General features: G+C 72.7%; 15 protein-coding genes and 3 pseudogenes. 4 read left to right on the forward strand and 14 right to left on the reverse strand.

Going from position 1 to position 18,870, the window contains the following annotated elements:
* Positions 1-52: 52 nt before the first annotated feature.
* The 7 genes and pseudogenes from ACFZBP_RS03075 to ACFZBP_RS03105 form a co-directional block, all read right to left on the reverse strand.
* Positions 53-1,054 (reverse strand): annotated as a pseudogene (locus tag ACFZBP_RS03075) (oligopeptide/dipeptide ABC transporter ATP-binding protein); the annotation flags it as partial.
* A 633-nt stretch (positions 1,055-1,687) separates the two neighbouring features.
* Positions 1,688-2,656, reverse strand: a complete 969-nt coding sequence (locus ACFZBP_RS03080) for a hypothetical protein (RefSeq protein WP_391409541.1) — start codon at positions 2,654-2,656, stop codon at positions 1,688-1,690.
* 95 nt (positions 2,657-2,751) lie between these two features.
* On the reverse strand, positions 2,752-4,866 hold the full coding sequence (locus ACFZBP_RS03085; RefSeq protein ID WP_391409542.1) for an SWIM zinc finger family protein: 2,115 nt from the start codon (positions 4,864-4,866) through the stop codon (positions 2,752-2,754).
* Positions 4,867-4,928: 62 nt separating this feature from the next.
* Positions 4,929-7,751, reverse strand: a complete 2,823-nt coding sequence (locus ACFZBP_RS03090; protein WP_391409543.1) for an SNF2-related protein — start codon at positions 7,749-7,751, stop codon at positions 4,929-4,931.
* A gap of 110 nt (positions 7,752-7,861) precedes the next feature.
* Entirely contained in the window at positions 7,862-8,443 is a 582-nt protein-coding gene (locus ACFZBP_RS03095) for a hypothetical protein (protein ID WP_062716641.1), read from the reverse strand.
* Positions 8,440-9,591 (reverse strand): ROK family glucokinase, encoded by a 1,152-nt coding sequence (locus ACFZBP_RS03100; RefSeq protein WP_234761826.1) that lies wholly within the window; start codon positions 9,589-9,591, stop codon positions 8,440-8,442. Before ACFZBP_RS03100 ends, ACFZBP_RS03095 begins: the two co-directional genes overlap by 4 nt.
* A 141-nt stretch (positions 9,592-9,732) precedes the next feature.
* Positions 9,733-10,470 (reverse strand): GntR family transcriptional regulator, encoded by a 738-nt coding sequence (locus tag ACFZBP_RS03105; RefSeq protein WP_383447126.1) that lies wholly within the window; start codon positions 10,468-10,470, stop codon positions 9,733-9,735.
* Positions 10,471-10,599: 129 nt separating this feature from the next.
* Here ACFZBP_RS03105 and ACFZBP_RS03110 point away from each other — a divergent pair, with 129 nt between their 5' ends.
* Positions 10,600-11,622 (forward strand): Gfo/Idh/MocA family oxidoreductase, encoded by a 1,023-nt coding sequence (locus ACFZBP_RS03110; RefSeq protein WP_391409544.1) that lies wholly within the window; start codon positions 10,600-10,602, stop codon positions 11,620-11,622.
* Between the two features lie 148 nt (positions 11,623-11,770).
* Here ACFZBP_RS03110 and ACFZBP_RS03115 read toward each other — a convergent pair.
* The 3 genes and pseudogenes from ACFZBP_RS03115 to ACFZBP_RS03125 form a co-directional block, all read right to left on the reverse strand.
* Positions 11,771-11,923 (reverse strand): annotated as a pseudogene (locus tag ACFZBP_RS03115) (cytochrome P450); the annotation flags it as partial.
* A gap of 26 nt (positions 11,924-11,949) precedes the next feature.
* On the reverse strand, positions 11,950-12,630 hold the full coding sequence (locus ACFZBP_RS03120; RefSeq protein WP_391410332.1) for a response regulator: 681 nt from the start codon (positions 12,628-12,630) through the stop codon (positions 11,950-11,952).
* Between the two features lie 133 nt (positions 12,631-12,763).
* Positions 12,764-14,008 carry a histidine kinase gene (locus tag ACFZBP_RS03125; protein WP_391409545.1) on the reverse strand — a complete coding sequence of 415 codons (1,245 nt, stop codon included), beginning with the start codon at positions 14,006-14,008 and terminating at the stop codon, positions 12,764-12,766.
* Between the two features lie 178 nt (positions 14,009-14,186).
* Here ACFZBP_RS03125 and ACFZBP_RS03130 point away from each other — a divergent pair, with 178 nt between their 5' ends.
* Positions 14,187-14,387, forward strand: coding sequence for a hypothetical protein (locus ACFZBP_RS03130; protein WP_383446886.1), 201 nt, complete (start codon positions 14,187-14,189; stop codon positions 14,385-14,387).
* 83 nt (positions 14,388-14,470) lie between these two features.
* Here ACFZBP_RS03130 and ACFZBP_RS03135 read toward each other — a convergent pair whose 3' ends face one another.
* Together ACFZBP_RS03135 and ACFZBP_RS03140 are read right to left on the reverse strand one after the other, a co-directional pair.
* Positions 14,471-14,857: a ribonuclease domain-containing protein gene (locus tag ACFZBP_RS03135; protein WP_383446883.1), complete on the reverse strand. Its 387-nt coding sequence runs from the start codon at positions 14,855-14,857 to the stop codon at positions 14,471-14,473.
* Positions 14,858-15,007: 150 nt separating this feature from the next.
* Positions 15,008-15,634, reverse strand: coding sequence for a dihydrofolate reductase family protein (locus ACFZBP_RS03140; RefSeq protein ID WP_383446880.1), 627 nt, complete (start codon positions 15,632-15,634; stop codon positions 15,008-15,010).
* Between the two features lie 155 nt (positions 15,635-15,789).
* Here ACFZBP_RS03140 and ACFZBP_RS03145 point away from each other — a divergent pair.
* Positions 15,790-15,903, forward strand: a pseudogene (locus tag ACFZBP_RS03145) (oxidoreductase); the annotation flags it as partial.
* Here ACFZBP_RS03145 and ACFZBP_RS03150 read toward each other — a convergent pair.
* A complete protein-coding gene (locus ACFZBP_RS03150; RefSeq protein WP_391409546.1) occupies positions 15,898-16,851 on the reverse strand; it encodes an IS481 family transposase in 954 nt (317 codons plus the stop codon). The pseudogene ACFZBP_RS03145 and the gene ACFZBP_RS03150 overlap by 6 nt on opposite strands.
* 63 nt (positions 16,852-16,914) lie before the next feature.
* Here ACFZBP_RS03150 and ACFZBP_RS03155 point away from each other — a divergent pair, with 63 nt between their 5' ends.
* A complete protein-coding gene (locus ACFZBP_RS03155; RefSeq protein ID WP_391410334.1) occupies positions 16,915-17,628 on the forward strand; it encodes an SDR family oxidoreductase in 714 nt (237 codons plus the stop codon).
* A gap of 98 nt (positions 17,629-17,726) precedes the next feature.
* Here the strand turns inward: ACFZBP_RS03155 and alc are convergent, their stop codons facing one another.
* Positions 17,727-18,842, reverse strand: a complete 1,116-nt coding sequence (alc, locus tag ACFZBP_RS03160) for an allantoicase (protein WP_391409547.1) — start codon at positions 18,840-18,842, stop codon at positions 17,727-17,729.
* Between the last annotated feature and the right edge of the window lie 28 nt (positions 18,843-18,870).

The raw sequence follows: 18,870 nt of genomic DNA on the forward strand, positions 1-18,870 counted from the left end.
CGGCCGGGCGGGGCTGCGGGGCTGCCAGCGGGATCAGGAGCGGTCTGGTCTCGCAGGCCGCGACACGGTCCGGGCACCGGGCGCGGAAGCCGCACCCGTCCTGGGCGGCCGGCGGGGGCGAGGGTCGGGTCCCCGACTCCTCGATCGGTCGCCGGCGATGAGGGGAGTTCAGCGCTGGTGCCGCTGCGAGCAGAGTTCTGGTGTACGGGTGCAGCGGTGCCACGGCGAACGTCGCGCTGGCGGCCTGCTCCACGACCCGCCCGCCGTACATGACCGCGATACGGTCGGCCAGCCGCTGCACGACGGCCAGGTCGTGGGCGATGAACAGGCACGCCAGGCCGAGCCGGTCCCGCAGTTCGGACAGCAGGTTGAGCACCCCGGCCTGGATGGAGACGTCGAGCGCGGTGACCGGCTCGTCGCAGATCAGCACGTCCGGTTCCAGAGCGAGGGCGCGCGCGATGGCGACGCGCTGGCGTTGTCCACCGGACAGTTCCCCTGGGCGTCGGTCTGCGAGTTCTCGCTCCAGCCCGACGGTGTGCAGGAGGTGTTCGACACGGGCCTTCTGCTCGGCGCGGCTGCCGGCCTTGTGGATCCGCAGCGGTTCGCGGATCGCCTCCTGGACGCTCAGGCGCGGGCTCAGCGAGAGCCCGGCGTCCTGGAAGACCATCTGACACCGGCGCCGCACGTCGCGCGCCGCCCGGCCCCGCGCCCTGTGCACGTCCGCCCCGGCGACCCGCACGACACCGCGATCCGGTGTGAGCAGGCCGACCGCGGTCCGGGCCAGCGTCGACTTGCCGCAGCCGGACTCCCCCACCAGGGCGAGGATCTCGCCCCGGTCGACCCGCAGCGACACGTCGGTCAGCACCGGCCCGCCCTGTCCGCCCTGTCCGCCCTGTCCGCCCCGGCCGGGGTAGCCGACCGTCAATGCGTCGATCTCAAGCACGGGCGCCTCCGCGGGGCCGGGGTTGGACGGCCACCTCGGCCGAAGGGTGGCGCACACAGCGAGACCAATGGGTCCCGCCCACCGGGTCCAGTTCGGGCACCTCGGCGGCACAGCGAGGTTGGACGAGACGGCAACGCGGCCCGAAGGAGCACCCCGCGACGTCGTCCGGTCCGGCGCCGGGCGCGCCGGGCAAGGTCACGAAGGGAGTTCCGGGCGCGACGGCGAGGTATCCCGGGCGGATAGGCCAGCCACCACGCGGAGTCCAGGAAAGGCCGTGCCTCGACGAGCATCGCCCCCCATTCCGCGTCGGGTGGTGGAACGCCGAGGCCGAGGAAGCTCAACGACGCCACAGATACTCCCACGAGCCGCACGGCACACTGCCCCCACCCAGACCAACATCGCCTCACGTGTCACGCCCGTGTCACCAACCCCGTAGACGTCTCCCGGAACTCAGGGATTCCGCCTACGCAAACGATGTCGTTTCGGACCACGTGGACACCTAAAGACGGTTTCTACGACATGTGCCACGTCGTGCCGAGGGAGGGGCCGAGGATGAGGATCGGGGTGTCTTCCGGGCTGTCGAAGCGGTACTGGAGGGCAGGGGCCTTCGTCTCACTCACCGCTCCACGCCAACCGTCCTTTTCTTACCTTCCAGACGCCAGGCCCCACCTCCTTACACCTCACTCCCGCGGACCTCCGGTGAACCCTCACACCGCTTCACCCCAGAGGTCGGCCGGAAACGGCTCAGGGCCGGAGGGTGACCCCGAACCGGGTCTTCATCCGCCGCAGTTCCCACAGCGAGACGGCGGTCACCGACAGCGGTCCGCCCAGCGTCGAGCAGAGCTGGACGCTGGGCGGACCCGCCGGCATGCCTTCGCCGATCAGGCTGAAGGCCGCGAACACCCACACCAGCGCCATGGTGAGGACGGGCGGCAGCATCGGGTGGACCTGGGCGCTGTTGAAGGCACTACGGGCCGAGTACAGCGACGCCATGAAGAAGAAGGGAAAACCCCACACGATCACGATCAGCGAGGCGACGGCCAGTACGTATTCCCACCAGTTCTTCCCGTCATCGGCGTTGACGGTCAGGGCCGTCGGAAGGAGGACTCCGCCCATGACGACCAACGTCAGCACGTACCAGCCCACCGCCTTGAGAGGTGCGCGCAGGCGGGAGCGCAGATGCGGCCGCAGGTGCGGAGGCGCGTAGTAGATGAATCCGATGATGACCACAGGCGCGGCGAGCATCAGCACGAACGGGGCGAGGATGAGTTGGGCGGCGCCGCCCGCCGCCGCTTCCTCCCAGCGGTTCGGGTCCACGTTGTAGGCGAGGATCAGGGCGATGGTGGCGACGGCACCGAGCACCGTGCGGGCCGTCTGGACGCGGTCCACGGTGCGGTCCTCGATCCGGCCGTCGCCCTCCTGCACGAACAGCCTGGTGGCGACGCGGTGCGCGGAGCGCAGGATCGCGCCGACGAGCCCGAAGCGGGAGCCGAACGACAGGCAGCCCCGGGGACGCCGGGCGGCGGGACGCGGCGTGGGCTGCGGGCCGTAGGGATACGGGCTCGGGGGCGGGGTCGGGTAAGGAGGCTGGTTCGGGTACGGGCCTGGGTTCGGTGGCGGCGGTCCGTACGGTGCGCCCCAGCCCTGGTTTCCCGGTCCGTTGCCGCCAGGCTGACCGGGGCCGGGTGCCGGCCCCCATCCCCCCGTAGCCATGTCTCTCCCCGTTCGTTCTGCGCCGGTTGCCGTGTCGCACGGCGACATCGCGGCAGTGTAGTGGCTCATGGGGAACGCGCGGCTGTCTCCCTCAGTCAGTCCTCCGGCGCGGCCCCGAGACCGGTGAGGGCGCCGATCGGGTCGAGGTCCGGGGTGCCGCGGGGCCACCAGTCGTCGTGGCCCGGTTCCGATTCGTACGGGTACCACAAGCCGTCGCGGCCGAGGCGGAGTTGGAGATGGCCGCGGGGGTGGGTGAGCCGGTTGCGCCAGGGGCGGAAGGCGGGCAGGTCGGCGGCGAGCAGGAGCGGGCGGGCCCGGTCGAAGCGGCCGGCCGGCGGATCCCAGGGCTCCTCGAGGACGGCGAGCCCTTCGAGTCCGCCCTGCCGCCATGCGGCGACGGCGCGGGCCAGTTCGGCCGGGGTGCGGTCGGCGGCGGCGGAGAGCGAGGAGTACAGGGCGCGGGTGCCGGCGGTGAGGCCGGAACCGGGACGGGCGGCGGCGAGCCGGACCGCGTCCTGCCACAGCGTCAGTTCGCCCACCGGGTCGCGGCCGGCGCTGAGCAGCGCGTGCGCGCGGGCGGCGGCGTCGGTCGCCAGCTGGTCCAGCGCGAAGGGGTCCGGGCCGCCCGGTGCCGCCGGGTAGACGGGCGGCTGCTCGGGGTGCGGCGGCATGGGCAACGGGGCGGGGAGGGCGGGCAGTCGACGCCCTGGTGCCAGGGCCTCGGTGGCCCTGACGCCGGCCAGGGGCGCCGGTCCCTGTTCCTGTGCGGCGCGGGCAGCGCGGGCGGCGCTCAGCCGGGACAGGGCGTCGAGCAGCCCTCGTTCGCCGCGCCCGCGCAGCAGGAGCAGTACGAAGGGGTCGGCGTCCAGCAGGCGTGCGGTCTGGTAGCAGAGGGCGGCGGCGTGTTTGCAGGGGTGGCCGCGGTCGGGGCAGCTGCAGTGGGGCTCGAGGTCGCCGGGGCCGGGCAGCAGGGGTACCCCGCACTCGGCGAGGGTCCGCGGCATCTCCTTGTCCAGCAGCGCCGCGATGTGCCCGGGCCGCTCGGCCACGGCGTCCAGGAACCGCGTCCAGTCGGCGTCGTCCAGCGTCCGCAGCCGCACCTGCACCCGATACGGCCGCGGTCGGCTGCCCCGCACATACGCCAGCGCCAGCCCCGGCGTCACGGTGATCGCGTCGACGTGCCCTTCCTGCGCGTAACCCCGCCCCCGCGCAAGCCGCTTGGCATCGAGCGCGCCCTGCTCCAGGGCGGCCACCCAGGCGTTGCCCCACCAGGTCTCGGCGAACCGGTCGTCGTCCGAAGGGCGGGGCGGGAAGGCGGGGAAGGTACGGCGCAGTTCGCTGTCGCGGCCGGGGGCGGCCATGGAGCGGGGGACCTGGGGCGTGGCGGGGGCGGTGGGGGCGGTGGGTCCGGCGGAGGTGCCCGGCGTGGGGAACGGGGCCGGGTCGTCCCCGAGGGGCGAGTCCGAGGTCGGCATCTGGAAGGCCCCGGCGAGCAACGCCCGTACGTCCCGGGCCCGCGGGCTGTCGGAGCCGCCGCCAGTCGCGGGACCAGACCGTGCCGCCCGCCGCGACCGCCGCCCGCCTCCGCGGGCTGCTGCTTGTTCCGCCTCGGCCCGCCGCTTCTCCCCCAGGGCAGCACGCAGCGCCTCCCGGGCTGCGTCCGCGGGACGTGTGGAGGACGGGGCCGCCGCTGGCTGCGCCTCGCCTCGGTCTCCGGCCGACTCGTCCTGACCGTCGGCGGGGACACTCGGCACGTCCCGATCCTCGGCGGGGGCACCGGACACGTCCCGGTCCTCGGCAGAGGCACCCGACACATCCCAGTCCTCGGCAGGGGCACCCAACCCATCCCGGCCCTCGACAGAGGCACCCGACCCATCCCGATCCTCGGCAGGGGCGCCCAACGCGTCCTGGTCTGGAGCGGAGGCGTCGGACACCTCCTGGTCGGCAGCGCTGGCGTCCACGCGGGAGGTACCGCCCGCCACCGGCCGCCCCAGGACCGAGTCACCGGCCTCGCCCTCACCGCTTTCCCCGCTCCGCCGCGCACCGATGGCACGCCGCAGCGCCGCACGAGCCGCGTCACCCGGCCGGACGCCGGAGCGGCCCTGCTCGTCCACCGCCAACTCCTCGTCGGCAGACGCCCCCTGCTCCGCGTCCCGCTGTTCCCGCGCGGCCCGCAACGCCCGGCGCGCCAGGTCGGCCGGCCGCGGCACCGGCTCCTCCGACCCACTCGACCCACTCGACCCGCCGTCGCGACCCCGCCCGACGCCCCCCGTCATGACTCCCTCCGCAGCGACACGAGGTCGGACAGCTCACGGTTCGTCAGTTCCGTGAGGGCCGATTCGCCGGAGCCCAGGATCGCGTCGGCCAGGGCCCGCTTGGCTTCCAGCATTTCCGCGATGCGGTCCTCGACCGTGCCCTCGGTGATGAGCCGGTGGACCTGGACGGGCTGGGTCTGGCCGATGCGGTAGGCGCGGTCGGTGGCCTGTTCCTCGACGGCCGGGTTCCACCAGCGGTCGAAGTGGACGACATGGCCCGCGCGGGTCAGGTTCAGCCCGGTGCCCGCCGCCTTCACGGAGAGGACCAGGACCGGGGTCGCGCCGCTCTGGAAACGGTCCACCATGCGCTCGCGTTCCGGGACCGGCGTGCCGCCGTGGAGCAGGTCCACCGGGACCGCCCGTCCCGCGAGGTGGGCCGTGATCAGGCGGGCCATCCCCACGTACTGCGTGAAGACCAGCGCCGAGCCGTCCTCCGCCAGCAGGGTGTCCAGCAGTTCGTCGAGCAGCGTCAGCTTGCCGGAGCGGGCGGCCAGTCGCTCGGTCGTCTCCGCGGTCTCCTCCTTCAGGTACAGGGCGGGGTGGTCGCAGATCTGCTTCAGGGAGGTGAGGAGCTTCAGGACCAGGCCGCGGCGCGCGATGCCCTCCGCCGTCTCGATGGCGTACATCGACTCACGCACCACCGCCTCGTAGAGCGCGGCCTGTTCACGGGAGAGCGGGACCGGGTGGTCCGTCTCCGTCTTGGGCGGCAGTTCGGGGACGATGCCGGGGTCGGACTTCTTGCGGCGCAGCAGGAAGGGCCGGACCAGGCGGGCCAGCCGGTCCACCGCCTCCTCGTCCTCGCCGTTCTCCACGGCGCGCGCGTGCCGGGCGCGGAAGGACTTGAGCGGGCCGAGCAGCCCCGGGGTCGTCCAGTCGAGCAGGGCCCAGAGCTCGGAGAGGTTGTTCTCGACCGGTGTGCCGGTCAGGGCCACGCGCGCGGGCGTCGAGATGGTGCGCAGGGCCTTCGCGGTGGCCGAGTACGGGTTCTTGACGTGCTGGGCCTCGTCGGCGACGACCATGCCCCAGGTGTGCTGGGCCAGCGTCGGGGCCGCCGAGCGCATCGTGCCGTACGTCGTCAGGACGAAGCCGCCGTCCATGTCCTCCAGGGTGCGGTCCGGGCCGTGGAAACGGCGGACGGGGACGCCGGGTGCGAAACGGGTGATCTCCCGCTGCCAGTTACCGAGGAGCGAGGCCGGGCAGACCACCAGGGTCGGGGCGGTCCTGGCGCGCTTCAGGTGCAGGGCGATGAGCGTGATCGTCTTGCCGAGGCCCATGTCGTCGGCGAGGCAGCCGCCGAGCCCGAGGGACGTCATGAGATCCAGCCAGGCCAGGCCCCGGAGTTGGTAGTCGCGCAGCGTGGCCTTCAGTCCCGGCGGTGGGTCGGCGGGGCGCACGCCCGCCGTCAGTCGGTCGCGCAGGGCGGCCAGCGCGCCCACCGGCACCGCCTCGACCGTCTCGCCGTCGACCTCCGCGCTGCCGGTGAGGGCGACGGAGAGCGCGTCGACCGGGTCGAGCAGGCCCAGTTCGCGCTTGCGGGCCTTGCGGACGAGGGCGGGGTCGACCAGCACCCAGCTGTCCCGAAGCCGGACGACCGGGCGATGCGCCTCGGCGAGCGCGTCCAATTCGGACTCGGTGAGCGGGTCGCCGCCGATCGCCAACTGCCAGCGGAACTGGAGCAGTTCCTCGCTCTCGAAGAACCCTGTCCCGTCGGTCGCCGAGCCCGGCGCGGGTCGTACGATCGCGGCCGCGCTGAGGTCCTGCGCCAGGTCCCGGGGCCAGTGCACCGCCACCCCGGCCGCCGCGAGCCGGGTCGTGGCCACGCCCAGCAGGTCGCCCAACTCCTCGTCGGACAGGGCCAGTACGTCGGGCACGTCCTGCTCGGAGAGCCGGTCGAGCGGCGCCCACACCCGGGCCGCGCGCCGCACCGCGAGGGCCGCGTCCACCCGCGCGCGCGGCCCGAAGGCCGCGTCGGCCTCGCCGGACCAGAGGGCGGCCGCGTCGGCCACCAGGGTGGGGTCGGCGAGGCTGTGCACCTGGACGATCGCCGCGCCGGCGCTGCGCGCGCCGGCACCGGCGTCGTCGAAGAGGTCGTAGGCCGACAGGTCGAGGCGGAGTGAGATCCGTACGCCCGCGTCCATGCCGGCGGCGACCTCGGCCGCCCAGTCGTGGGCGTCGGGCAGCCGCTGGGCCTCGCGCGCGGCGAAGGGCTTTCCCGAGGCGTGCGGGGCGGCGGGCGTGCGGGGCAGGGTGTCCGCGACCGCGTCCAGGAAGGACCGCATCAGGGCCTCGGGCTCGGGCAGCCGCAGGGGGCCGGGGCCGGGCAGGGGGACCGCGTGTCCTTCGTGGGGCAGGGCGGCGGCGACCGCGCGCAGGTGGGCGATGTCGTCCGGGTCGAGCGGGCCGGCCCGCCAGGCGTCGTACCCGCCCGGTGTCAGGCCGGGAAGCAGCCGGCCCCGCGCGGTGAGCCGCAGCGCGTGCAGGGCGGCCGCGCCCCAGCAGGCGGTGGCGGGGTGGGCGGCCGGATCGCGCCGGGCCCGCACGAGCAGCGGCAGTGCCTCGGCGAGCGGCAGCGACAGCGCGGGGGCGGTGCGGCGGCGGACTCCGGCCCCATGGCGTCGTACGACGGTGAGCTCGGTGTCCTCGGCGGGCAGTGGGCCGCCCTCCGGGTCCCAGAAGGCGATCCGTCCCTCGCGCGGGAGGGACGCGGGGAGGAAGACGGCGGCGAGCCGCACGGGGACGGCCTCCCCCGCGCTCTCGGCCGTCGCGATGCCGTCGCTCATACGTCCTGTCACCTCCCGCCCATGAGTCGGATCAACCGTCTTCGACTCTACGGGCGGGGTCTGACAATCGGCCCCGGTGACCGGCTCGGGCCGGAGATCTCACGGGGTGGTCAGGGGACCGTGCGCGAGACGACGTACACGAACGGGTTGTCCGGGTCGGACATGTTCATCACGACGTCCTGGGTGGGCGCGGGGTTCTTCTGCTTGTGGGTGAAGCCGTACCAGGGGCCGGGGCCGCTGAAGTCCCAGCCGGTGATCTTCTGGTCGCGGGCGCTGATGGTGATGGCATCCCGCTTCAGGTCGTCCCGGCTGACGCCCATGGTGTCGAAGAACCAGTCGAGGTTCTTGTCGGCCGTCTGGAACTGGACGTAGAGACGGCTGGTCTTCCAGTTGTTCGTCTCGTAGTAGGCGAGGTTGTACGAATAGTCGGGTACCGGGACCTGGTACAGGCGGCGCTGGATCCGCGACGGCCAGTGCGGAACGAGCCCGGTCGCCGAGTACTTCTCCTCCTTGTCCTTGCCGCTGTCGCGGCTCTGGTTGGCGGAGATCACCAGGTAGCCGGCGGGGACGCCGATGAGCAGCACGATGATGAGCAGGGTGAGCGCCCGGCGGCGGATCATGTGGCGGCGGTCCTCGGGCGGCTGCTGCGGCTCGTCCGGGGAGTCGGCCTGGCGGGGTACGGACACGGTCACGCCGATCCCTGCGACGACGACCGGCGGGCCTCGGCGAACCGCGCGTAGCGTTCGTAGCGCTCGACCCGGCGGCGGTTGGCGCGCCGGAAGCGGCGGGCGACCAGGCGGGCCAGGTCGGCGGCGCCGACCATGCCGGCCTCGGGGCCGAGCTGGGCGCGGGTGATGCGGGCCTCCGGGCGGTAGCCGCGGCCGGTGAGGTGGCGCTTGAAGGCGTCCCGCGCGGGGCCGATCAGCAGGTCGTCGGCGGCCGACACACCGCCGCCGATCACGAAGCAGGACGGGTCGAGGGCGGCCGCGAGGTTGGCGATGCCGACGCCGAGCCACTGGCCGATGTCCTGGAGCAGCTCGATGCACATGGCGTCGCCCTCGCGGGCCAGCTCGGTGATCATCGGGCCGGTGATGTCGCCGATGTTGCCCTTGACGTGCTCGATGATCCCGTAGGCCACCGGCGAGTCGGCGGCGGCCAGTTCGCGGGCCTCTCTGACGAGTGCGTTGCCGGAGCTGTACTGCTCCCAGCAGCCGCGGTTGCCGCACGGGCAGCGGTGGCCGCCGGGCACGACCTGCATATGGCCGAACTCGCCGGCGACGCCGTACTTGCCGCGCTTGACCTGCCCGTCCTCCAGGATCGCGCCGCCGATGCCGGTGCCCAGCGTGATCATGACGAGGTGGTCCTCGCCGCGGCCGGCGCCGAAGCGCCACTCGGCCCAGGCGGCGGAGTTGGCGTCGTTGTCGACCAGCACGGGGACGGCGAGCCGTCCGGCGAGGCGGTCCCTGAGGGGCTCGTTGCGCCAGGACAGGTGGGGCGCGAACAGGACGCGGTTGCGGTCGGCGTCGACCCAGCCGGCCGCGCCGATGCCGACGGCGTGCACGTCGTGCCGGTCGGACAGGTCCAGCACCAGCTCGACGATCGTGTCCTCGACGACCTTCGGGCTCTTGGACTTGTCCGGGGTCTCCGTGCGGAGCCTCTCCAGGATGTTGCCGTCGGCGTCTACGACGCCCGCCATGACCTTGGTGCCGCCGATGTCGATCCCGACGGTCGGCACCCGCGGTGCGGTCAGGTGTGAGCGGCGCTCCCGGGGTCCCACGGTGCGGAGCACGGGGGCTCGCCGGGAGCCGATGGGGGCGGTGAAGTCGCGGTAGGTGCTCATCAGGCCCGATTCTGCCGCACGCTCACACCGGGTGCCGAACGCGGGCGGCAAAGGGCGGCACGGGTCACAGCAATTTGTCCGGACATTACGACCAGCGCGCGTCCGGCCCCTCTCCCGCTCAGGTCCGCACGGCGGCGACGCTCATGACCGCACGAGGAGCTGGAACTCGAAGGAGTACCGGGTCGGGCGATAGGTGTGGGTGCCGTACTCGACCGCTCGGCCGGTGTCGTCGAAGGTCACGCGCTGCATGGTGAGGAGCGGGGCGCCCTCGTCCTCGGCGAGCCGCTCGGCCTCGGCGGCGGTGGCGGCGCGGGCGCCGATGGTCTGCCGGGCGCTGTGCAGGGTGATCCCGGCGGACCGCATCAGCCGGTAGAGGCCGGTGGCCTCCAGCTGCGCGGTGTCCAGGTCGATCAGGGCGGGCGGCAGGAAGTTGCACAGGTACGCCATCGGCTCACCGTGCGCGAGGCGCAGCCGCTCGATGCGGTGTACGTCGCTGTCCTCGGCGACCCCGAGCGCGGCCGCGACCTCGGCGGACGCCGGGACGACGGTGTTGACGATCACCTTGGTGGCCGGGCGCTGACCGGCCGACTCCAGGTCGTCGTAGAGGCTGCTGAGCTCCAGCGGGCGCTTGACCTGGCTGTGCACGACCTGCGTACCGACCCCTCGACGGCGCACCAGCAGGCCCTTGTCGACCAGTGACTGGATGGCCTGGCGGACGGTCGGACGGGACAGGCCGAGGCGTGCGGCGAGTTCGATCTCGTTGCCCAGCAGGCTGCCGGGGGTGAGCGCTCCGTGCTCGATCGCGGCCTCGAGCTGCTGGGACAGCTGGAAGTACAAAGGCACCGGACTGCTCCGGTCCACACTGAGCTCGAGTTCCACGGTCGGGTCCACTTCTGGTTTCGGCACGGCCTGACTGTAGCTCTACGCGTTGTTGACGGGAAGTCGTGTAGTTCGATTGTCCGGACATTTGCATTGACAGCGTGCGCACTGAACCCGCACTTTGTTTCCATGCGCATCGGGGTCATCGGTACGGGTCGCATCGGCACGATTCACGCCAACACGCTCAGCCGGCACCGCGACGTGGGTTCGCTGATCCTCACGGACGCGGACGTCGCGCGGGCCCAGGAGCTGGCACACCGGCTGGGGGAGACGGCCGCGCCGGGGGTGGACGAGATCTTCCGGTGGGGCGTGGACGCGGTGGTGATCACGACGGCGACGTCGGCCCACGCCGAACTGATCGGTCGGGCAGCAAGGTCGGGCCTCCCCGTCTTCTGCGAGAAGCCGATCGCACTCGATCTGCCGGGCACCTTGCACGCGATCGGGGAGGTCGAGACGGCCGGCACGATCCTCCAGATGGGCTTCCAGCGCCGCTTCGACGCGGGGTACCTCGGCGCGCGTGAGGCGGTACGGTCCGGGCGGCTCGGGCGGCTGCACACCGTCCGGGCGCTGACCAGCGACCAGTCGCCGCCGTCGGCCGCGTGGCTGCCGCTGTCCGGCGGGCTGTACCGGGACACGCTGATCCACGACTTCGACGTGCTGCGCTGGGTGACCGGGCGCGAGATCGTCGACGTGTACGCGGCCGGGTCGGACGCCGGGCCCGCGATGTTCCGTGAGGCGGGCGACGTCGACACGGCGGCGGCGGTGCTCACGCTGGACGACGGCACGCTCGCCACGGCCACGGCGACGCGGCTGAACGGCGCCGGGTACGACGTGCGCATGGAGCTGGCCGGGGAGTCGGACCAGATCGTGGTGGGCCTGGACGACCGCACGCCGATCGCGTCCACCGAACCGACCGGGCCGCCCGCGGCGGACAAGCCGTGGTCCGGGTTCCTGGAGCGGTTCGGGCCGGCGTACGAGGCGGAGCTGAACGCCTTCGTGGAGGTCGTGCGCGGCGAACGGGCCAACCCCTGCGACGGTCGGGAGGCCCTCCAGGCCCTGCGGGTCGCGGAGGCATGCGAGCTGTCCCGGCGAGAACGAAGACCGGTCGCGCTGGCGGAACTCCCGGGCGGGGCTTCAGCGGCGGCGCTGTGAAGGCATCGGGCGCGCTAAAGGCCGGGGGCTCCGTGAAGGCCGGGGGCTCCGTGAAGGCCGGGGGCTGCCCGGAGCCACGGGCTCTGCGAAGGCCGCAGGCTCCCTGAAGACCGCGGCCTTCCCGAAGGCCGCAGGCTCCACGCAAGCCGCCCGCAGGCCTGCCGCCCTTGACCAGCCGTGGGTCGGCGAGCGCCGCACGCGCCTCCTCGTACCTCACGATGAGCCATGTCTGATGGTGCTCGTCCGGCACCGGCAGCCGCACCCGGTGCACCGGCCCGCTCTCGCGCAACCGCGCGTACACGGGATGCGGGTCGGTACGGAACCCCTCTAGTGCCCGTCCTCGTCCAGCTCCTCCAGAAGCCCCGCGTCGTACGCCAACAGGGCGATCTGCACACGGTTGTTGAGGTCGAGCTTGGCCAGGACGCGCGAGACATGGGTCTTGACGGTGGCGACGCTCATGAAGAGCGCCGCGGCGATCTCGGCGTTGGCCAGCCCCCGCCCCACCGCGACGGCGACCTCGCGCTCGCGGTCGTTGAGGGCGACGAGCCGCTCACGCGCGCGTGCCCGGCGGGTGTCGGCGGCGGTGCCGGCCGCGTGCTCCATCAACTGGCGGGTCACGGTGGGCGACAGGACCGGGTCCCCGGCCGCGACCCGGCGCACAGCGTCGACGATCTCGGCGGGCGGGGTGTCCTTGAGCACGAACCCGGCGGCGCCTGCCCGCAGGGCGCGCAGCACCAGTTCGTCGGCGTGGAAGGTGGTCAGCAGCACGACCTGCGGGGCGTCCTTCCTGCCGCGCAGCCGCTCCGTGGCGGTCAGTCCGTCGACCGACGGCATCCGGATGTCCATCAGGACCACGTCGGGCCGGGTGCGGTCGACCAGCGTCTCGACCTCCCCGCCGTCGGCGGCCTCGCCGACGATCTCGATGTCGTCGGCGCCACCCAGCATGAAGGACAGCCCGGCCCTGACCAACGGGTCGTCGTCGACGAGGAGGAGTCTGATCGCAGTCATGTCGCTCACGTAATCACGGTTGTACGGGGCGCCGGGGCCGGACGCCGTGGAGTTCGCACGCGGAACGTGGCACGAGCGGCAACAGCGTGCGCCGGGGCGCCCGTTGAGCTCCCCGCTCCCGAGCCGGCGGAGGTCACCCCCACGGCAACCACGCCCGCACCTCGAACCCCCCGTCCGCGCCCGGCCCGTGCTCCAGTCGGCCGCCCGTCAGCGTCGCCCGTTCCGTCAGCCCGATCAGTCCCTGTCCGGAGCCGGGGACGTGGGGGACCTCGCCCTCGGGCGCGGGATTGCGCACCGCCACGGCCAGGCCCTCGCCCGGTGCGCCGGTCACCGTGACCGTGACCTCCGTGCCGGGCGCGTGCTTGCGGGCGTTGGTCAGGCCCTCCTGGGCGATGCGGTAGGCGGTGCGGCCCACGGAGGCGGGGACGGCGGCGGGGTCGGTGACGTGCTGGTCGAGGGTGACCTTCATGCCGGCCTCGCGGGACTCGGTGACCAGCGTCTCGAGCGCCGCGAGGGTCGGCTGCGGCCGGCCGGTGTCGTCGGGCTCCCCCGCCCGCAGCACACCGATGATCTCCCGCAGGTCCTGGAGGGCCTCGTGGGCGCTCTCCCGGATGACGCCCGCCGCCCGGACGATCTCCTCGCGGGGCGCGTCGGGCCGGAACTCCAGTGCGCCCGCGTGCACGCTGAGCAGCGTCAGCCGGTGGGCGAGGACGTCGTGCATCTCCCGGGCGATGGCCTCACGGGCGAGCCGCTGCGCCTGCTCGGCCCGCAGCCGCGCCTCCGTCTCGGCGCGCCGGGCACGGTCGCGCAGGCTGAGCATGAGCTGCCGTTTGGAGCGGGCGAGCATGCCCCAGCCGACGACCGCGACGGTCAGCAACGCGGCCAGGACGAGGGTCCAGCCGTACGGCAGGTCGGGGTCGGGGCGAAACCAGTAGAACACCGCGGTCATGGCCGCGTACGCCCCTGCCACCCAGGCCACGTACCGGAAGGGCCGGTGCACGGCGAGCGTGAACAGGGCGACCAGGCTGGCGCCACCCGCCGCGCTCGACACCAGGGTGACCGGCACCATCGCGGCGGCGAGCCCGAACGGCCAGCGACGCCGCAGCCACACCGCGGCGCAGCAGAGCGCGCCGATGAGTTGGTCGGCGGCCGCGTAGCCGGCCGGGAGGTCCTCTTTCCGGATCGTGTCCGCGGCGAGCAGTCCGACGAACACGGCCAGCAGGAAGGCGGAGAAGTCGACCACCCAGTCGCGTGCCGTGCGCCTCGGTCGCCCCGAGCGCTCGACGTCGGAGTCGAACTCCTTGATCAGGGCGGAGGGCAGCAACCAGCGCCGCCCCTCGAACGCCTGGGGTACGGGCTCCGGTTTGTCACCACTCACGATCGACAAATCTACGCAGTGCCGACCCCGGGCGCGTCTCCGTCGGCACGACCACCGACCAAAGTCGCGCCTTCGCAGACTTTGGACGCGGCGGGTCACCCGGAACCAGAACTTCCGTCGGCCATGGCTCGCCCCGCGGCCGATGGGCGTGGGGGGTCCGCGGGGCGAGAGTCATGGCATGAAGCAGTTGCTGGAGTTCCTCGGAGTCATCGTCCTGGCGCAGGGTGTCGTGGGCCTGCTGAACGAGTTCACCGGCTGGGACTGGGGTCTCGTGCAGGGGGTCGGCCTTCTCGACGGCTACGAGATCTATGTGAGCGTCGCCCTGCTCGTGCTGGCGGTCGCGCTGTTCGCGGCCGCCGAGAGCCGGAAGTCCGGCTGAACGCGGACCGGACCTCCGGCTGTCGCACCGTTCCTCGGTGCCGACCGCGGCCCGCGGGCCTACGGACCTGCGGACCTACGCGGTCAGCAGCTGTAGTTGACCAGGTCGAAGGACTCGTAGTGGTCGGCCGTGTAGTAGTCCTCCTGGCTCCGCTGACCGGTGACGATCCGGCGGGCTCCGCGCGTGTCGGAACCAGGCGTGATGACCGTGTACTCGTGGTAGTACCCGGACGACTGGCTCGGCAGGATGCCTTCCCGGTTCTGGAAGACGGTGCCGTCCTGGTCGTAGGGGAAGGGGCCGCCCTGCTCGATCAGGTCGAGCGTGTCGTGCGCCTGGGAGGGCAGGGCGCTGTAGCAGATGCTGCCGACCGCGGCGGCCGCCGGCGTGGCCGTGACCGTGCCGCCGACGAGGAGGGCGGAGAGGACGGCGGCCGCGGCGCCGATGCGAGTGATCCGTGGGGGGAATCTCATGGCTCATGATGACGCGCGTAGACAGTGGCATGTCAATGACAACGAGGCAGATTTTCCCGGCAAGTCCGATGAGTTTTCGGGAAGTTAACGTACCTCCCGGCGTCCTCACGCGATCTCCACGAGACCGGGCGAGAACGCCGAAGTCGCTGGTCAGGCATCTTCCGGGAGAGCGAACGAGCCGTACTCGGGGCGGCCCGCCAGGTCGTAGGAGTTGATGGCGACTCCAGTGCTCGTGACGCTGCCGCCGGAGTGCTTGAACGCGGTGGGTACGGCTCCCTCCGTGAACAGGCGGTGCCCCGTGCCGAGCACGACCGGGAACGTCAGCAGATGGAGGGTGTCGACGAGGTCGAGGGCCAGCAGCGACCTGACGAGGGCGCCGCTGCCGTGGACCTGGAGCTCGCCGTCGGTGCGCTCCTTGAGCGCGGTGACCTCCTTGGCGAGGTCGCCGCCGAGCACGGTGGTGCCGGCCCACCCGGGGTCCGTGAGCGTGGCGGAGGGGACGTACTTCGGCAGCGCGTTCAGCTTGCCGGCGACCGGGTCGGCGGGATCGGTCACCTTGGGCCAGTACGCCGCGAAGATGTCGTACGTACGGCGTCCGAGGAGGAAGGCTCCCGGGCGTCCGAAGACGTCGTTGATGAACCGGCCGAAGTCGTCGTCGGCGTACGGAAAGCTCCAGCCGCCGTGCTCGAAGCCGCCGCGGGTGTCCTCCTCCGGGCCGCCGGGGGCCTGGTAGACGCCGTCGAGCGTGACGAAGAGGGTGGAGACGAGCTTGCCCATGGGGGGTGCCTCTTTCCGGGGGTGGGGTCTGCTGTCATCACCTCAGACCCCACCGGCACCCGCAACTCATCGCCGCGGGGCCCACCGGGTCCGTCCCGGATCTCGGTGTCCGTTCGCCGCCAGCACTTCGGCCGGCGCGGCGCTGGGATGGACGTATGACAACGACTCACGCAGCCAGGACAAGCACGCGGACGACCCTGCACGGCAAAGTGGCGCTGGTCACCGGCGGCAGCCGCGGCATCGGCGCGGCGACGGCACTGCGGCTAGCTGTATTGCCCAGTGAGGTTAGGAACGCGGCTGGCGGGTGGCTGGCCTTTCAGCGCGGTGTGTCCGCGGTGGTGATTGTAGGTGTGCAACCAGTCGGGGAAGGCCTCGCGTCGTTCCTGCTCTGACCGGTAGGGGCGGGTGTAGGCCCACTCGTCGAGCAGGGTGCGGTTGAACCGTTCGACCTTGCCGTTCGTCTGCGGCCGGTAGGCGCGCGTGCGCTTGTGCGTGATCCCGGCCGCGGCCAGGGCATCGCGCCACAGACGGGACTTGTAGCAGGAACCGTTGTCGGTCAGCACCCGCTCGACGGTGACCCCGCTGGAGGCGAAGAACGCCTGCGCCCGGCCCCAGTAGGAGACGGCGGTCTCCTTCTTCTCGTCTGCGTGGATCTCGCTGTAGGCCAGGCGGGAGTGGTCGTCGACGGCGGTGTGGATGTAGCTGTAGCCGGCGCCGGAACGCGTCTTGCGGCCGGCCTTGCGGCCCAGGACCTTGTGGCCGCCGCCGTCAGGGATGTTGCCGAGCTTCTTGACGTCGACGTGCACCAGCTCGCCGGGACGGGCGCGTTCGTAGCGGCGTATGACGCGGCCGGTGGCCCGGTCCAGGTGCGTGAGGCGGGCCAGGCCGTAGCGGGTCAGCACCCGGTGCACGGTCGAGGGAACGAGCCGCAGCAGGCCGGCGATGCGGGCCGGTCCCCAGTGGCGTAGCACGCGGACCTTGATGATCCGCCGCTCGGCACGCGTCGGCGTCCGCCGCGGACTGGCATGCGGGCGGCTGGAGCGGTCGGCCATGCCCGCCTCGCCGTGCTGCCGGTAGCGGTCGGCCCACCGCTTGGCGGTGCTCACGGAGACCTGGAAGCGTTCCGCGGCCCTCCGCAAAGGCCAGTTGTCGTCCACGACGCAGCGGGCCAGGCGCAGGCGTCCGGTCTCGGTCAGCGGTGCATTACGGTGCGGCATGAGGGCCTTTCTGGTCGCCGGTGCAGATGTGGCAATCCACACCGAGCCAGAAGGCCCTCACCCATTTCAAGATCACACGTCAGTGATCGCTGTCACCAACCTCCGTGGACAGAACAGCTAGCGCGCGAGGGCGCGGACGTCGCCGTGACCTATGTGAACGGCAAGGAGGCGGCCGAGGATGTCGTCCGGGCGGTGGAGGCGCTGGGACGGCGTGCCGTGGCCCTGCGGGCGGACTGCGGGGACGCCGACGAGGCGGCGGGCGCGGTGGAGCGCACCGTGGAGGCGCTGGGCGGCCTCGACGTGCTGGTGAACAACGCCGGCGTCGGCGTGCTGGGGCCGCTCGACGGGCTCGCGCTCGCCGATGTGGACCGGGTGCTCGCGGTGAATGTCCGGGGCGTGTTCCTGACGTCCCAGGCGGCGGCCGCCCGCATGGCCGACGGGGGCCGGATCGTCACGATCGGCAGCTGTATGGCCCAGCGGATGCCGGGTCCCGGCGGGACGCTGTACGCGACCAGCAAGGCGGCCCTGATCGGCCTGACGAAGGCCCTGGCGCGCGAGCTGGGACCGCGCGGCATCACGGCGAACATCGTCCACCCCGGCCCCGTCGACACCGACATGAACCCGGCGGACGGCCCGTACGCGGCCGACCAGGCGGCGATGACCGCGCTGGGCCGTTTCGGCACGGCCGACGAGGTGGCGGCGACGGTGGCGTACCTGGCCGGGGCGGACTACGTCACGGGCGCGGAGTTCGCGGTGGACGGCGGCCACGCGGCGTGACACGACGTGGGGCGCACCGGTGCTGTCCGGCCGGTGCGCCCCACGGGTTCAGCCGATCCGCCGCGTCGGCGGACCTACGACTCCACCGGACCCGGCGGTCAGCCGCCCAGCTCCTGGTGGCGTGCCGCCAGCCCCGCCACGCCCTGCTCGGTCAGCGAGCCGTGCAGCCGCAGTCGGGAGATGCCGCCGTCCGGGAAGATGTCCACGCGCGCGTGCGTGCCCACCGCGGGGGCGGCCAGGACGAAGCGGTGGTTGGTGTCGGGCTGGAGGCGGGTGCGCGGGAGGATCTCGGTCCACTCGCCGTCCTCGCCGTCCCTCACCGAGACCGACGCCCAGCCCGCGCTGTTGCCCTTCAGATACGCGGTGTCGATCTCGATCGCGCGGATCTGGGACTGGGCCACCAGCTGGTAGCGGATCCAGTCGTTGCCCTGGTCGCGGCGGCGGCGCGTCTCCCAGCCGTCGTCCATCTTGCGGGAGCGGCCCGGCTGGATGGTGTTGGTGGCGGGCGAGTAGAAGAGGTTGGAGGCGTCCTCGACCTGGCCGCCGTTCTCCAGGGCGACCACGTCGAACGTGCCGAGCACCGCCAGCCACTTCGGGTCGGGCGCCACCTCGCCGTACACGCGCAGTCGCGCGATGCCGCCGTCGGGGTGCTGGTTGACCCGCAGGTGGGTGAAGCGCTGCTCGACGTCGATGGAGAAACCATTCGCCGCGTGTCCGCCCACCGCCGTGCGCGGCACCAGGGTGGTCCACTTCACGTCGTCGGCCAGCAGTTCCTCGGGCGACGGCGAGCCCGGCACGGAGGTGCCCTCGACGGAGACGGCCTGCGGGTAGTTGCCGCGGAAGTGGGCCGTGTCGACGACGATCCCGCGGATCACGCCGGGCGCGCCCAGGCGCACCAGCGCCCAGTCGTGGTCCTCGGCCGTCGGCCACGGGTGCCCGGCGGACGCGCCGCGCCGGCGGCGGGTCTCCCAGCCGTCCATGATCTTGCCCTTGTGCCCGAAGTGCTCGGGGTCGAACTCGGCCCGCTCGGGCACCAGCAGGTTCTCGCGCTGGGCGAAGAACTCGTCGTTCGCGGCGATGACCCCGGCGCCGAGGTTGCGGTCGGCGAGGTTGGCGTACTGGGTGAAGGGGAAGTCGGCGGTGCGGTAGTCCGCGTACGGGTCGCCGCCTCCGTAGGGGTTCGCGTCGCCGGTGAAGCTGGGTATCGCCGTCACGGTGGTGGTTCTGCCTTTCTGGAGTCGG

The sequence above is a fragment of the Streptomyces sp. NPDC008086 genome (assembly GCF_042957325.1).
Taxonomy (GTDB): Bacteria; Actinomycetota; Actinomycetes; order Streptomycetales; family Streptomycetaceae; genus Streptomyces.